This is a genomic window from Ancylobacter oerskovii, assembly GCF_018390555.1.
Lineage (GTDB): Bacteria > Pseudomonadota > Alphaproteobacteria > Rhizobiales > Xanthobacteraceae > Ancylobacter > Ancylobacter oerskovii.
Genome location: NZ_JAHBGB010000033.1, coordinates 117,504 through 130,971 on the forward strand (window position 1 = coordinate 117,504; position 13,468 = coordinate 130,971).

The following is a 13,468-nucleotide window of genomic DNA, read 5'->3' on the forward strand; positions in this document are numbered from 1 at the left end:
GCCGCTGTATGGAGCGGCGCGCAAAGGGCGTCGAGAGGGCCGCAGGCGGGTGGTCGGCTACATCCGCACCGTCTGGCCGCCGTCGACCGTGAGGACATGGCCGTTGACGAAGGACGCCTCGTCGGAGGCGAGGAACACCGCGGCCGCGCCGATCTCGTGCGGACGTCCCCAGCGCCCCATCGGCACGCGTACGTCGACGAAGGCGGAAAAGGCGGCATCGTCCACCAGGCCCTGATTGGTCTCGGTGGCGAACATGCCGGGCGCGATGGCGTTGCTCGTCACCCCGTCGCGGGCGTGGTCGACGGCGAGCGCCCGCATGAGCCCGGTCAGCCCGGCCTTGGCGGCGGTGTAGACGGGATCGTTGCGATTGGCGACCTGGCCGGCGATGGAGGTGACGGTGATGAGCCGCCCGTGCCGCTGCGCCGCCATGTAGCCGGCGGCCTGACGTGCCAGCAGCATCGGCGCCAGCAGGTCGGTGGCGAGGAGCCGCTCCGCTTCGGCCGGCGTGAAATCCTGCAGGGAGCGGCGGTCTCGCGCCCCGACATTGTTGACGAGGATGTCGAGGCGGCCATGCCGCGCCTGCAGCGCCGCCATCGCCGCCGAGGCCGCCGCGTGATCGGCGACGTCGAAGGCCAGCGTCTCCACCTCATGGCCGCAGCCCGCCGCGATCGCCTGCGCCGCGGCGGCGAGCCGCCCCGGGTCGCGCCCGTTTATGGCGACCCGCGCGCCCGCCCGGGCCAGCGCCTTCGCCATCTCGAAACCGAGGCCCCGCGCCGAGCCGGTGACCAGCGCCACCCTGCCGTCGAGCCGGAACGGCGCCAGCGGGGCGGAGGGGGCGGAAGCCGCGGGCTCGCCGGCAGTCTTCGTGGTCACGTCAGCAGTCATGGCGGCATGTCTCCATGGAAAGGCCGGGCGCCTTCGGGCGGGTGTCCCGCTTCCTGCGCATCTTTCTTCCGGGGCCGCCACCCGTTCTCGGCTGCAATTGTCATCCGAAGCCGGCTTGAAGCCGGTGTAGCGGCAAAGTCTCCGGTCGGCCAGCCGGCAAACCGGGCCCGGCGACGTTGGGTATCGGCATGTGCATTGCTTCGCCTATCCTCCAAGACCAGCAGAGGAGACCGACATGCCGCTGATCCGCAACAGCTACGGCAAGGGCCGCGTGCGCGTCATGCGCGTCCACCGCGACGCTCCCCGCCACGAAGTGCGCGAGCTGACGATCCAGTGCATGCTCACCGGCGCCTTCGACGCCGCCTATACCGAAGGCGACAACCGCAGCGTCATCGCCACCGATTCCATCAAGAACATCGCCAATATCGTCGCTCGCGACCATGTCGGGCTCGATAATGAAGGTTATTGCCGGGCACTCGCGCAGTATTTCCTCGATCGCTACGACCATGTCGAGACGGTGGAGATCACCGCGACCGAGACGAAGTGGACGCGCATCGCCGTCGACGGCGCCCCGCACGACCACGCCTTCACGCTTGACGGCAATGGCCGTCCCTTGGTGAAGGTCTCGGCTTCGCGCGACGGCGCGACCCTCGTTTCCGGCATTTCCGGCTTCACCTTCCTCAAGACCACGCAATCGGGCTGGGAGGATTACTGGTTCGACGAGGCGACCACGCTGAAGCCGACCGCCGACCGCCTGTTCGCCACCGCCATGGACGCGTCCTGGCGCTGGGCCGGCACGCCCGCCTCCTATCCGCAGGCCAATGCCGCCGTGCTGGCCGCAGCGCTGAAGGTGTTCGCCACCACCTACAGCCCCGGCGTGCAGAACACGCTCTACCTGATCGGCGAGGCCGTGCTGGCGGCGGTGCCGGAAATCGCCGAGATCACCATCGCCTGCCCCAACAAGCATTACCTGCCGATCGACCTGTCGCCCTTCGGCCGCGCCTTCGACGGGCAGGTGTTCACTCCCACCGACGAGCCGCATGGCCAGATCGAATGCACCATCGCCCGCGGCTGAGCCGACGTTGACCGACATCGCCCCCCCTCGCCGGACCGGCGGGGGCACGCCGTGTGTGCTGGCCGCCACGCCGTGGAACAACCCGACCGATCGCCGCGGCGGCCGCAGGACTCATCTGGGCTCCCGCGTCGCCTTCGGCTATGGTGGGCACGGTTACGGATAATGGCCGGGACACCCATGTCGCTCAACAGCTTTAACATGCCGGCCGATGGTGCTCTCAGCCAGCGGTCGCCAAGAAGCCGTTTCCGTCGCCTCGGCGCCGGCCTCGCCTGCCTGGCTGTCCTGTTCCCGGGCGCGGCCGGGCTGGCCGCCGATTGCCCCCGGACATTCGGAACCCCGATCGAGGCGCGAGGGCTCGACCCGCATGGCGACGTCGTGCTGGCCGATGGCCGCACCCTGCGGCTTGCGGCGCTCGCCGACATCGCGGCCTCGCCGGATCCGGGCCGGCGCGCCGGGCTGGCCGCGCTCGTCACCGGCCGGGCGCTTGCCCTCGCAAGCGCCGATCCGGCTCCCGACCGCTATGGCCGGCTCGGCGCCCTCGCCCGGCTTCCCGACGGACGGCTGGTGCAGCAGGCCGTGCTGGAGGCGGGTCTCGCCGTGGCGCGTCCCGAAGCCGGCTATCTCGGCTGCATGCCGGAGCTCCTCGCCGCCGAGCGACCCGCCCGTGCCGGCCGCCTCGGCGTGTGGGCCGAGCTGCCGCTGGAAGCGCAGCCGCCGGGATCACTGGAAAAGGCGGTCGGTCACTTTTCCGTTGTTACAGGCCGCGTACTGACGGTTGGCAGCACGCGCCGGCTCGATTATCTCAATTTCGGCCCAGTCTGGAGGCAGGACACGACGGTGAGGGTGAGCGGCCCCGCGCGCGAGGCGCTCAAGGCCCGTGCGACGGGCGTGACATCCCTCGCCGGGCGCGACGTCACGGTGCGCGGGAATGTCGACCCGATCGACGGACCGGTGATCGATCTACGCTGGGCAGAGCAGATGGAAGAGGTTGCGGAGGCTTCGGAACCGTGACGGGGATGTGGGACCGGTGAACGAGACAGCGCACCGGCAGGGGCAGACGACGGGGCACCGCATCGCCGGCTGGCGGCAGCGGGCGCTGGCGTTCGCCCTCCTGCTCGGTGCGGGCCTGCTGGCGGCCGGCTGCTCCAACATGCAGGAGCCGCCGCCCCTGGCCTCCACGCCGCAGCCGCCCTCCTTCGAGGACACGCTGACCCCGACCCAGCGCAAGGAGCATGAACGGCTCGTCGCGTCCTATGGCGGCGCCTATAACGATCCGAAGCTGCAGGGCATGATCCAGGAGACGGTGACGCGCCTCGTCGCCGCCTCCGAGCGCCCGGACCAGAAATATCGCGTCACCATTCTCAATTCGCCGGCCATCAATGCGTTCGCGCTGCCCAACGGCTCGATCTACGTGACGCGCGGGCTGCTGGCGCTGGCCGACGACGATGCCGAGCTCGCCTCCGTGCTCGCCCATGAGATGGCGCATGTCATCGCCAACCATGCCGCCATCCGCGAGGACCAGGTGAAGCAGGCGGTGCTGGTCAGCCGCGTCATCTCCGACGTGGTGAACGACCCCGACCTCGGGGCGCTGGCCCTGGCCAAGAGCCGCATGTCGCTGGCGAGCTTCTCGCGCGCGCAGGAACTGGAAGCCGACGCCATCGGGGTCGGCATCAGCGCCCGCGCCGGCTTCGATCCCTATGGCGCCGAACGCTTCCTCACCACCATGGGCCGCCAGCAGGCGTTGCGCTCGTCCAGCCCGATGAACCGCACCACCGCCTCCACCGACGCCGCCGACTTTCTCGCCACCCATCCCTCGACGCCGGAGCGCATCTCCATCGCCATGGCGAACGCGCGCGAATACGCCGCCCCGGACAAGCCCGGCGAGCGCGACACCAAGCAGTATCTCGGGGCGATTGACGGCCTCGTCTATGGCGACGATCCGAAGGAAGGCTTCATTCGCGGCCGCCGCTTCTTCCATCCCAAGCTCGGCTTCACCTTCACCGCGCCGGAAGGCTTCGCGCTGGAGAACACCTCCCAGGCGGTGCTCGGTGCCGATGCCTCCGGCGCCGAGGCGCTGCGGCTGGACGCGGTGCGCGTCACCGGCGACCAGTCGCTGGCGCAGTACCTGTCATCCGGCTGGATCGAGGGGGTGGAGATCTCCTCGGTGGAAAGCCTGGTGCTGAACGGCTTCCCCGCCGCGACGGCGGTGGCGCGCGGCGAGCAATGGTCGTTCCGCATGTTCGCCATCCGCTTCGGCAGCGACGTCTACCGGCTGATCTTCGCCGCCCGCGACCTGACCCCCGATCTCGACCGCCAGTTCCGCGAGGCGGCGGAAACCTTCCGGCGCGTCTCCATCGAGGAGGCCGAAAAGGTGAGGCCGCTGCGCATCCGCACCGTCAAGGTCGGCCTGACCGACACGCCCGACACGCTCGCCGCCAAGATGGACGTGCCGGACCGCCCGCTCGAGCGCTTCCTCATTCTCAACGGGCTGGAGAAGGGAGCGAAGCTGAAATATGGCGAGCTGGTGAAGATCGTCTCCGAATAGGCTTCACCGGCCCCCCCGCGCCTGCACCCGCGCTAGGCGAAGGCGCCGGCCGGCACGCCGGCACCATGGGTCAGCGTCACCCGCAGCTTCTCGATGGCACGATTCTCGATCTGCCGCACCCGCTCCTTGGAGATGCCGAGCCGCGCGCCCAGCATTTCCAGCGTCTCGCTCTCCTCGGCAAGGCGCCGCGCCCGGATGATGCGGATCTCCCGGTCGGACAACGAGCGCAGCGCCTGCGAAAGCCAGCGCTGCCGGCGCTCGCCATCGATGGCCTGCACCACCTGCTCGTCGGGCCACGGACCTTCCGCCACCAGCTGGTCGAGACGCGCCGCGCCCTCCTCCTCGCCACCGGCGATCGGGGCGCTGAGCGACAGGTCGGGCGCCGCCAGCCTGGCATCCATGCGCGCGACCTCGGCGGCGGGAATGCCCAGCATGTCGGCCACCGCGCCGTGCATCTCGTCCCGGGTCGCGTGCCGGAGCCCCTCGACCTTCTCGAGGCGGGCCCGCACGCGGCGCAGATTGAAGAACAGCGCCTTCTGCCCGGAGGAGGTGCCGCCGCGCACGATCGACCAGTTGCGCAATACGTAATCCTGGATGGCGGCCCGGATCCACCAGGTGGCATAGGTGGAAAAGCGCACGTCCCGCGCCGCCTCGAAGCGCGCGGCCGCCTCCATGAGGCCGACATGCCCCTCCTGGACGAGGTCGGCCATCGGCAGGCCGTAATGCCGGAAGCGGCGGGCGATGGCGATGGCGAGGCGCATATGCGCCTGAACCAGGCGGTGCAGCGCCCGTTCGTCCCGGTGCTCGCTCCAGCGGTGCGCGAGTTCGAACTCCTCTTCGCGGGCGAGCAGCGGCTCGGCCTTGGCGGCCCTTGCGAGCGACGTCGAAGACAGCGCCGATTGCCCGACCACTCCCAGACCGCCCATGCGCGCCTCCCGGATGCTGCGGACCGCTTCGGCGACGAGGCGCGACCACGCGCCCTTCGGGGCGCGGCCCGACGAAGTGACAAGCGCAGAACGCCCGGCGGGCGGTTCGGTTCCCGTCAGGTGGAGGCTGCGCCTGTCGCCTATCGGGGAGACCGGGCCGGCCGCAGCCCGCCCCTCCCGCACACCGCGCCGCCCGGCAGGTATTCCATGGTGGTTTTTGCGCCGGTGGTCATTGCACGCGAGTGCCATTCCGGGCTCAGATGGACACATCGCAACCCCGGAGCGACGCATGGCCAACCATCCGAAGATCGGCGGCATCATCGGCGCCTGCCTCACCGCTCTCGCCCATTTCCTTGCCGATCTGCGCAAAGCTCCCGCCCTCGCCGAGGATGCCGGCTACGGCACCCTGCCGAGCCTGCCGAAGCCGAAGCCCACCTTGATTCCCATCCTCAAGATCGCGCCGGCGGTCGGATGGGACGCGGGTCAGGCCCCCAAGCCCGCACCGGGCTTCAAGGTCGGCGCCTTCACCACCGATCTCGACCATCCGCGCTGGGTCTACGAATTGCCGAACGGCGACATATTGGTCGCCGAAACCGCCGCTCCGCCGACGCCGGGCGGCATCTTCAGCCTGCGCTGGTGGGTGATGGGCTTCGTGATGGTGCGTGCCGGCGCCGGGGTGAAGAGCGCCAACCGCATCACCCTGCTGCGCGACGCCGACGGCGACGGCATCGCCGAGATCAAGCTGCCCTTCATCGAGAATCTCAACTCGCCCTTCGGCATGGCGCTGGTCGGCGACCAGTTCTACGTCGCCAATGCCGACGCCGTGGTGCGCTTCCCCTATGAGCCGGGGGCGACACGCATCGACGCCGCGCCGGTGAAGGTCTGCGACCTGCCGGCCGGGCGAAACCACCACTGGACCAAGAGCCTCGTCGCCAACAAGGCGGGGACCAAGCTCTATGTCGGCGTCGGCTCCAATTCCAACGTCGCCGAATTCGGCATGCACGAGGAAGAGAATCGCGCCGCCATATTGGAGGTCGACATCGCGACCGGCGCGGTGCGCGTCTTCGCCGGCGGCCTGCGCAACCCGGTCGGCATGGACTGGAACCCGGTGACCGGCGAACTCTGGACCAGCGTCAACGAGCGCGACGAGATCGGCGACGATCTCGTGCCCGACTACATGACCTCGGTGAAGGACGGCGCCTTCTATGGCTGGCCCTATTGCTACTACGACAAGATCGTCGACGAGCGGGTGACGCCGCAGCGGCCCGATCTGGTCGCCGCCTCGCTGAAGCCGGACTATGCGCTCGGCTCGCACACCGCCTCGCTCGGCCTCACCTTCGTCGACGACGAGCGCTTCGGGGCGCGGTTCAGGAACGGCGTGTTCATCGGCCAGCACGGCTCATGGAATCGCAACCCGCCCTCGGGCTATCGGGTGATCTTCATTCCCTTCGCGGACGGCGCGCCGGCGGGGGCGCCGGAGGAGATCCTGGGTGGCTTCCGGGTGGACGGCAAGGCACGCGGCCGGCCGGTGGGCGTGCTGGTGGACCGGCGCGGCGGCCTGCTGGTGGTCGATGACGTCGGCGACTGCATCTGGCGCGTGGCCCCGGTCTGAACGCCCACGCCTTGAGGCCGCCGCTAGGGCGAGGCCGGCGCGCGCGTAACGCTCACATGCCCGGCGTGTCGCCGAATCGCGGCGCCTGTGGCCCATGATCGAGAGGCGGGAAGCGGCTGAAGGAAACGGCGGCGCGCCGGCAAGCGCGGCAGCCCTGGCCGGCCGCGACAACTCCCGTTGGGACATGCAATGCCACGCACTGGCCGGCGACATCCGATACGCCGGCTTCCGCCCTGCTTCCCGAAAAGCGCGCAAGCAGACATGCCCCGAAGGGCATGGTCTCAATCTCGATTTTCCTGAGATTTTTGGAGCGGGCGATGGGATTCGAACCCACGACCCCAACCTTGGCAAGGTTGTGCTCTACCCCTGAGCTACACCCGCACCGCTCCGTCGGGACATCTCGGCAGCGCCGCCGTCCCTGACGCGGCGCCTCTATGCCCCATGCCGCGCCGGATTGCAACGCCCTTTGTTACGGTTTCGCGAAGCCTGTGGAAATGTCGGCCCACCCGCCCGCCGCCGCGCGGATCAGGCGGCAGGCGATCGGACGAAACGCTGCGCCGCCGCGACGAAGAGATCCACTTCCGCCGTCGTCGTCGCGAATGAGGTGACCAGCCGCACCACGCTGGGGGCCCAGCGGTCGGCATAGAAATAAAAGCCGGCCTCCAGCAGCGCCGTCGCCAGGCCATCGGGCAGCTTGCAGAACAAGATGTTGGCCTCGGCCCCGGGCTGCACCTCCACGCCCTCGAGGCTTGCCAGCCCCTGCGCGAGCCGCGCCGCCATGGCATTGGCATGGCGGGCATTGGCCAGCCAGAGATCATCGGCCAGGTAGGCCTCCATCTGCGCGGCGAGGAACCGCATCTTGGAGGTGAGATGACCACCGCGCTTGCGGCGGAACGCCAGTTCCTGCGCCCGCTTCGGATCGAAGCACAGCACCGCCTCCACGCCCATGGCGCCGTTCTTGGTCGCCCCGAACGAAAGCAGGTCCACCCCCGCCTTCCAGCTCATCTGCGCCGGCGAAACCCGGAGCGCCGCCACCGCATTGGCGAAACGCGAGCCGTCCATGTGCAGCAGCAGCCCGGCCTCGCGGCAGACGGCGCCCAGCGCCGCGACCTCGTCCGGCGTGTAGAGCGTCCCGAGCTCGGTCGCCTGGGTGATGCTGACGCAGGCCGGCTGCACGGCGTGCACGTCGCCCTTGCCCTCGCGGGCCTTCCGCCGCAGTGCCTCCGGGTCGATCTTGGCCAGCGGTCCGTCGACCGGCACCAGCTTGGCGCCGCCGGTGAAGAATTCCGGCGCGCCGCATTCGTCGTTCTCGATATGGCTCAAGGGATGGCAGAGCACCGCCCCCCATGGCGGGGTCGCGGCGGCGAGGCACAGCGTGTTGGCGGCGGTCCCGGTGGATACCAGCAGCACCGAGACGTCGCGCTCGAACAGCTCGGCGAAGCGACGCTCCAGTCGCGCGCTCACCTCATCGGCGCCGTAGGAGCGCGCCGGGCCGTCATTGCAGGCGGCGAGCGCCGCCAGGATCTGCGGCGAGACGCCGGCCATGTTGTCGCTGCCGAAGGCCGGCATGCGGTCGCGCGGGGACGGCGAGAGGCTCACGGTGGTTCCTTCCTCGATATGTGGGGCGCCAGGCATCTATCGCTCCGCGGCGCGGCGGCGCGCATCGGCGACGACGTCCACCAAGCCCTGATAGTCCAGCGCCGCCGCAACCTTGTACGGCCCGACGAGATAGACCGGCGTCCCCGGCAGCTGCAGCGCCATGGCCTGCTCATTGTTGCGCTTCAGTACGCCCGCGATCGGCTCGGCATGCTTCTGCGCATCGGTATTGAGACGGGCGACATCGAGGCCGGCGCGCTTCAGCGCCTTCCCCATGCCCTCCTCGTTCATGGAACGGCCCGGCAGGGCCATGAAGGCGTGATGGGCGGCCTCGTAGCGGTGCTGGTACTTGGCGGCGAGCGCGAGACGGGCGGCCGTCACCGACGATTTGGCGAGGATCGGCCAGTCCTTGTAGACGAGGCGGATCTTGCCGTCGGTCTTGAGCAGGCGGGCCAGCGTCGGGGCGGAGCCTTTGCAGTAGCCGCAATTGTAATCGAAGAAGGCGACGATGGTGACGTCGCCGGCCGGGTTGCCGCCGACCGGTGCTTCCGGGTCGAACAGCAGCGCCTCGACGTCGAGGGGCGGGGCGATTCCCGCATCCTTGCCGACGACCGGGGCCGTGACCATGGCACCGAGCGAGACGCCCAAGGCGGAGCGCAGGAAAGTGCGGCGGTGCATCAGGCATCTCCAAAGGGGCAAGGCGCGGACGGGCGGCGCTGGACGCTAAGCGGCTGGCTGGGAACGGATTCCTTCAAGAATGATCCGGCTCACATTCTCGGCCGCGGCGTTGGCGAAGGCCTCGTCGTCGAGGCCGGTGGCGAGCAGCGCGTCGATCTGGCTGGCGAAATCGGCGTAATGCTGCGTCGTCGCCCAGATGGCGAAGATGAGATGGTGCGGATCGACCGGCGCCAGCTTGCCGGCCGCCGTCCAGCCGCGGATCATCTCCGCCTTGGCATCGACCAGCTGCTTGAGCGAGGTCTCGAGTTCGCGCTTCAGCAGCGGCGCTCCCTGCACGATCTCCAGGCAGAACAGGCGCGAGGCGGCGGGGCTGCTGCGCGAGAACAGGATCTTGCGGCGGATATATTCGCCGATCGCCACGACGGGATCGGCGTCCGGCTCGATGGCGCGCAACGGCGCCAGCCATTCATCGAGCAGGCGGCTCAGCACCGCGACGTAAATTTCCTCTTTGGATACAAAGTAATAGAAGAGGTTCGTCTTCGATACGCCGGCATCCTCGGCGATCTGCTCCACCGTGGTTCCGTGCAGGCCGGCCCGGGAAAACAGGCCGAGGGCGGCATCGAGGATCGCCGTGCGCTTGGCTTCGATCTGCTTCAGCCGGCGGGGCGTTTTCGCCTGAGCGGAGCGTCGGCCCGATCCCGATTTCTTCGCCACGGGCGGCGCCTCTGCGCCCGGCGGATCCCGCGTGACCGCGCTGCGTGCCAATGACCGATGCTCCCTTCCATGCCCCGGACTGACATGACATGGAAACAAACGGCGTCGCAACATGAAGTCCGCCCCCAGCGCCCCGGAGCGTGCCATGATTTCTTCGAGACGCTTGATTTTGCTAGGTTTCCTGTCGATTTTCGCCTGTGCGGCGACAGCCCGGGCGCAGCCGGTCGCCGTGCAGGCCACGCCGATCCAGGCCTTCGACGCGTCCGGCCGGCAGCGGATCGGGGCGGTGGAATTTCGCGGCGGGCTGGTGCTGACCTCGACGGACGAGAATTTCGGCGGCCTGTCGGGCATGGCGCTCGACGCCAGCGGCGACAAGCTTATCGCATTGACGGACAAGGGTTATTGGCTGTCCGCCACCCTCACGAGCCAGGACGGGCGGCCGACCGGCCTTGCCGATGTCCGCATGGCGCCGATGGTGGCCGGGAACGGGCGGGCCTTGGCGGCGCAGGGCCTCGGCGACGCCGAATCGCTCACGCTCACCCCCGAGGGCGTGGTGGTCGGCATCGAGCGTCGCCACGAGATCTGGAGCTTTCCCGGCCCGGACCCGCTCGCCTCCAAGGGGAAACAACTGATATCCCTCAAGGGGATAGCCGATCTCGGCTCCAATGAGGGCATCGAGGCGCTCGCCGCGCCGGCCAAGGGCAAGCCCGCGGCGCTGATCGCCCTCGCCGAGCAGGACCCCAAGGACAGCACCATCCTGCCGGGCTTCCTGTTCGCCCCGCTCGACAAGCCCCGGCTCGTCGGGCGCTTTTCCATTGAAAGGATTGACGGATTCAGCGCCACCGACCTCTCGCTCGGGCCGGACGGCAAGGCCTATCTGCTGGAACGGCGCTACGACCCGCTACGTGGCGTCGCCATGCGCATCCGCCGGTTCGATCTCGAGCAACTCGTTGACGGGGCTCGTCTTTCCGGGGAAGTGCTCATGGAGGCGCACCGCGCCGCCGCCATCGACAACATGGAAGCGCTGGCGGTGACGCGGGATGCGGCGGGGGACATCCTCCTCACCACGCTCTCCGACGACAATTTTTCGCCGCTGCAGAAGACCGTGCTGCTGCGCTTCGCGCTCGTGCCGTGAGGCCGATGCGGTGTACGATCAGGCCGATGACGGCGAAAATCGGATGATCAGGCCGGACGACCGGGGGACGGCGCCGCATTCGGGGCCGTCCAGGGCTTCAGGCAGCCCATCAGCGCGCCATAGGGCACCAGGGCGACCAGCGCGCAGCCGAGCTTCACCAGGAAGTCGAAATAGGCGAGGCCCACCCACAGCGGCACGGTGATGCCGGTGGAGGCATAGGTGACGGGGAAGGACATGTCGGCATCCCCCGCGAAGGCGAGGGAGAAGAACAGCAGCGTGTCCAGCGCCGAGCCCAGCAGGCTGCCGGCGAGCGGGGCCTGCCACCAGCTCAGGCGGCGCAGGCGGTTGAACACGGTGATGTCGAGCAGCTGGCCGACCAGGAAGGCGCTGCCGGAGGCGAGCGCGATGCGCGGCGTGGCGAGCCACACCGACAGCAGCACCGCCAGCGCGAAGCCGGCATAGACGACGCGGCGCGTCACCGCCGGGCCGAAGCGGCGGTTGGTCAGGTCATTGACCAGAAAGGCAAGCGGATAGGTGAAGGCGCCCCAGGTGAGCGCCTCCTGAAGACCCCAGAACTGGACAGGGTACTGCACGGCGACATTCGACGCCGCCACCACCGCCATCATGGCGGCGATGGGCAGCAGCAGCGCCCGCAGCGAAACCCGCGTTCCGGCGATCCGCATCGGATCAGGCCGCAGCCGCGGCCTCGGTCGAGGCCTTCTGGACCGCGCGCTTCAGCTCGACGGCCTTCTGCGACAGTTCCTCGGCACGGGCCTTGAGGAGGAACGCATCGAGGCCACCGCGGTGGTCGACGGTACGCAGGGCATTGGCGCTCACGCGCAGCTTCACCGACCGCTTCAGCACGTCGCTGGTGAGCGTGACGTTCACCAGGTTCGGCAGGTAGCGCCGACGGGTCTTGCGGTTCGAGTGGCTCACGAGATTGCCGGTCAGAACCGCCTTCCCGGTAAGTTCACACCGACGGGACATCGTGGACTTCCTTAATGTTCGCAGCTGCCGCGCGCCGGACCCGAATATCGAGCCTTGCGATCTTGCAGGCAGCATCCGTGAAAGAGTGCGCTCCTATAGGCAAGCGGCCCGCGCGCGTCAAGGCTCAAGACAGAGCCGTGACACGGCAGGACCGTCGCGCGGGACGCCTGCCGCGGCGCGAACCGCAGGCCCATGCCGCGAACGAGGCCGCGAACGAGGCAGCCCGGGCGGCCTCGCGCACAGGTGATGGGCGCGGCGCGCGGGCGTCACAGTTCCGCCGGCTTCGACCGCCATCGGGAATCATAATAGACTGATTCCCCATCGTGATTCACGGCCCGCCCTGCGGAGCCGCCGGAGCCTGCCCTTCATGCCGCGTCCCGTGCCGCGCTTCCTGCCGCTCCCGCGCCTGCCGCGACATCTGCCGCGACACTTGCCGCGACGCCTGCCGGCCTTCGCCGGCAGCATGGTGGCCGGCGTGATCGCCGGCCTGGTGAGCGGCGCGGTTCCCGCCCTCGCCGACGGCAAGCTGGAAGCGCGCTACAAGCTGTCGCTGGCCGGGCTGGAGCTCGGGCGCGCCGCCTTCCTGCTGGAAGTGGACGAGGGCTCCTATACCGCCTCCGGCAGCGCCCGCCTCACCGGCGTGGTGCAGGCGATCTCCTCCGGCAAGGGCTCGGCCGGCGCGCGCGGCACGGTGCAGCCCGGCGCGCTGGTGCCGCGCTCCTTCGCCATGGAAGCGGAAACCGAGAAGAAGGCCGAGGCGATCCGCCTGTCGCTCGCCGGCGGCAACGTCACCGACGCCAAGGTGGAGCCGCCGGTGCCGCCCGCCGACGACCGGGTGCCGATGGGCGACAAGGACAAGCGCGGCGTGCTCGACCCGATGACGGCGGCGCTGTTCCTGGCGCCGGGCTCGGGCGACCTGATGGCGCCGAAGAATTGCGAGCGGCTGCTGCCGATCTATGACGGGCGCCAGCGCTACGACCTCGACCTCAGCTTCGAGCGCGTCGACCAGGTGAAGGCGGAGAAGGGCTATGCCGGCCCGGCGCTGGTGTGCCGCATCGCCTACAAGCCGGTGGCCGGCCATCGCGCCAACCGCACCAGCGTCAAATATATGAGCCGTAACAAGGACATGTATGTGTGGCTGGCGCCGGTCGCCGGTACCCGCGTGCTGGCGCCGTTCCGCGCCTCGGTGGCGACCGCCATCGGGGTGGCGCAGATCGAGGCGGTGTCGTTCCAGACCGAGCCGATGGTCGCCAAGGGCAGCGGCAACGCACCGGCCAAGGCGGGCGTGCAGTAAGGCGGCGGCCGTCGATCTCGG

At 69.4% G+C, this 13,468-nt stretch carries 13 protein-coding genes and 1 tRNA gene; 6 read left to right on the forward strand and 8 right to left on the reverse strand.

Features of this window, described 5'->3' with window-relative positions; genetic code table 11:
- Positions 1–57: 57 nt before the first annotated feature.
- A complete protein-coding gene (locus tag KHC19_RS15115) occupies positions 58–885 on the reverse strand; it encodes an SDR family oxidoreductase (protein WP_213353207.1) in 828 nt (275 codons plus the stop codon).
- A gap of 235 nt (positions 886–1,120) precedes the next feature.
- On the opposite strand from KHC19_RS15115, the gene pucL reads away from it, so the two are divergent.
- From pucL to KHC19_RS15130, 3 genes are all read left to right on the forward strand, one after another.
- Positions 1,121–1,960 (forward strand): factor-independent urate hydroxylase, encoded by an 840-nt coding sequence (gene pucL / locus KHC19_RS15120; protein ID WP_213353208.1) that lies wholly within the window; start codon positions 1,121–1,123, stop codon positions 1,958–1,960.
- 162 nt (positions 1,961–2,122) lie between these two features.
- Complete coding sequence (locus KHC19_RS15125; RefSeq protein ID WP_213353209.1) at positions 2,123–2,971, forward strand: thermonuclease family protein; 849 nt, start codon at positions 2,123–2,125, stop codon at positions 2,969–2,971.
- 16 nt (positions 2,972–2,987) lie between these two features.
- A complete protein-coding gene (locus KHC19_RS15130; RefSeq protein ID WP_343207733.1) occupies positions 2,988–4,505 on the forward strand; it encodes a M48 family metalloprotease in 1,518 nt (505 codons plus the stop codon).
- A gap of 32 nt (positions 4,506–4,537) precedes the next feature.
- Here KHC19_RS15130 and KHC19_RS15135 read toward each other — a convergent pair whose 3' ends face one another.
- On the reverse strand, positions 4,538–5,431 hold the full coding sequence (locus tag KHC19_RS15135) for an RNA polymerase factor sigma-32 (RefSeq protein ID WP_213353210.1): 894 nt from the start codon (positions 5,429–5,431) through the stop codon (positions 4,538–4,540).
- Between the two features lie 289 nt (positions 5,432–5,720).
- Between KHC19_RS15135 and KHC19_RS15140 the strand changes: the two genes are divergently transcribed.
- Positions 5,721–7,043, forward strand: a complete 1,323-nt coding sequence (locus KHC19_RS15140; protein ID WP_213353211.1) for a PQQ-dependent sugar dehydrogenase — start codon at positions 5,721–5,723, stop codon at positions 7,041–7,043.
- 306 nt (positions 7,044–7,349) lie between these two features.
- On the opposite strand, the gene KHC19_RS15145 is transcribed toward KHC19_RS15140, so the two are convergent.
- From KHC19_RS15145 to rutR, 4 genes are all read right to left on the reverse strand, one after another.
- Positions 7,350–7,424, reverse strand: a tRNA-Gly gene (locus KHC19_RS15145).
- A gap of 144 nt (positions 7,425–7,568) precedes the next feature.
- On the reverse strand, positions 7,569–8,612 hold the full coding sequence (locus KHC19_RS15150; protein ID WP_213353438.1) for a threonine aldolase family protein: 1,044 nt from the start codon (positions 8,610–8,612) through the stop codon (positions 7,569–7,571).
- A gap of 66 nt (positions 8,613–8,678) precedes the next feature.
- Positions 8,679–9,317 carry a DsbA family protein gene (locus tag KHC19_RS15155; RefSeq protein WP_213353212.1) on the reverse strand — a complete coding sequence of 213 codons (639 nt, stop codon included), beginning with the start codon at positions 9,315–9,317 and terminating at the stop codon, positions 8,679–8,681.
- A gap of 45 nt (positions 9,318–9,362) precedes the next feature.
- The gene (gene rutR / locus KHC19_RS15160) at positions 9,363–10,271 is read right to left on the reverse strand and encodes an HTH-type transcriptional regulator RutR (RefSeq protein ID WP_425514519.1); all 909 of its coding nucleotides are present in this window, start codon (positions 10,269–10,271) and stop codon (positions 9,363–9,365) included.
- Here rutR and KHC19_RS15165 point away from each other — a divergent pair.
- Entirely contained in the window at positions 10,261–11,166 is a 906-nt protein-coding gene (locus KHC19_RS15165) for an esterase-like activity of phytase family protein (RefSeq protein WP_343207734.1), read from the forward strand. The genes rutR and KHC19_RS15165 overlap by 11 nt on opposite strands.
- A gap of 47 nt (positions 11,167–11,213) precedes the next feature.
- Here the strand turns inward: KHC19_RS15165 and KHC19_RS15170 are convergent, their stop codons facing one another.
- Together KHC19_RS15170 and rpmB are read right to left on the reverse strand one after the other, a co-directional pair.
- Positions 11,214–11,849, reverse strand: coding sequence for a queuosine precursor transporter (locus tag KHC19_RS15170; protein ID WP_213353214.1), 636 nt, complete (start codon positions 11,847–11,849; stop codon positions 11,214–11,216).
- A gap of 4 nt (positions 11,850–11,853) precedes the next feature.
- Complete coding sequence (gene rpmB / locus KHC19_RS15175; RefSeq protein ID WP_213353215.1) at positions 11,854–12,153, reverse strand: 50S ribosomal protein L28; 300 nt, start codon at positions 12,151–12,153, stop codon at positions 11,854–11,856.
- Between the two features lie 367 nt (positions 12,154–12,520).
- Between rpmB and KHC19_RS15180 the strand changes: the two genes are divergently transcribed.
- Positions 12,521–13,447: a DUF3108 domain-containing protein gene (locus tag KHC19_RS15180; protein WP_246548933.1), complete on the forward strand. Its 927-nt coding sequence runs from the start codon at positions 12,521–12,523 to the stop codon at positions 13,445–13,447.
- The last annotated feature ends 21 nt before the right edge of the window (positions 13,448–13,468 follow it).